Annotated in this window: 2 protein-coding genes; one reads left to right on the top strand and one right to left on the bottom strand. The window is 35.0% G+C overall.

Going from position 1 to position 583, the window contains the following annotated elements:
- The coding region (locus tag OZD64_RS00125; protein ID WP_458695109.1) for a hypothetical protein at positions 1-199 on the bottom strand (199 nt) is incomplete at its 3' end.
- A gap of 95 nt (positions 200-294) precedes the next feature.
- Here OZD64_RS00125 and OZD64_RS00120 point away from each other — a divergent pair.
- A complete protein-coding gene (locus tag OZD64_RS00120) occupies positions 295-405 on the top strand; it encodes a WPE palindromic element domain-containing protein (RefSeq protein WP_080717651.1) in 111 nt (36 codons plus the stop codon).
- Positions 406-583 lie beyond the last annotated feature (178 nt).

Below are 583 nucleotides of genomic sequence, written 5' to 3'. Positions count from 1 at the left end.
ATGCTTTAGCTATTTTCAATAGAATTAAATTTATTAATATAAATAACAAGTTACTATTCTTAAATTTGATCAGATTGATTGCAAAAAAAAACAAGATTTTCAATAAGTTGCTTATAATCCTAATTATAGTTAGCCTTTCATAAGTAGCGATGCAACAAAGCCCACTGGGATCCAGGAATTTTATTAAGTTTGTAAGCATAAAAGTATAGCTAACGTGAGCTCTACGTCATACTGCCGCGAACCGTCATACCGCGATTCATTCGCGGTATCTCTTAGCCGCTAACACGTAGCGGGATGACGGTTGTCAGGCTAGCTGTCATCCCAGTGCCCAGACACTGGGATCCAGAAATTTTAATTGTAAGTAAGCATACTGGGTTGATAAGTATAAAAGTAGCTAGAAAATAAACATTTTTGATGAGATTATATGGAAAACTGGATGCCAGTGTCAAGCACTGGCATGACACCCTTCACGGACTTTTAAATTACTTTAGCTATAAATATTAAGAAATTTACCAAATGAAAAAAAAGGCAAAAGAAGCCCTGGGGTTATTATCCGCTTTAAAATATTGGCGTTTTTTATGTT

Origin of the sequence: Wolbachia endosymbiont of Drosophila tristis, assembly GCF_028981745.1 — a bacterium.
GTDB classification, from domain to species: Bacteria; Pseudomonadota; Alphaproteobacteria; order Rickettsiales; family Anaplasmataceae; genus Wolbachia; species Wolbachia pipientis.
Note: the sequence above shows the minus strand (reverse complement) of the source record. Positions and strands in the feature narration are given on the sequence as shown.